This window comes from Bacillus cereus group sp. BfR-BA-01524 (assembly GCF_022662595.1).
In the GTDB taxonomy this organism is placed as follows: Bacteria; Bacillota; Bacilli; order Bacillales; family Bacillaceae_G; genus Bacillus_A; species Bacillus_A thuringiensis_S.
In genome coordinates this window covers 1-220 of sequence record NZ_JAKUDW010000473.1, presented here as the reverse complement: position 1 = coordinate 220, position 220 = coordinate 1, and the positions used below count along the sequence as shown (strand labels likewise).

The window sequence follows — 220 nt, the reverse complement described above, 5'->3', positions numbered from 1 at the left end:
CATAGGAGGTAGATATGTGTTTGATAAAAATGAAATAAAAAAAATAAATGAGGCACTTCAAGCTAATGCATTAGATCCAAATATAATTGGCCCTACACTTCCCCCGGTTCCACCATTTACTTTACCAACAGGTCCAACAGGTCCAACAGGTCCAACAGGTCCAACAGGTCCAACAGGTCCAACAGGTCCAACAGGTCTAACGGGTCCAACAGGTCTAACG

Annotated in this window: 1 protein-coding gene; it reads left to right on the top strand. The window is 43.2% G+C overall.

The genetic code is table 11. The features are described 5' to 3' along the window. Positions 1–16: 16 nt before the first annotated feature. Positions 17–220 (top strand): exosporium leader peptide-containing protein (locus MR170_RS31950; protein ID WP_242310797.1); only part of this gene is annotated, 204 nt, incomplete at its 3' end.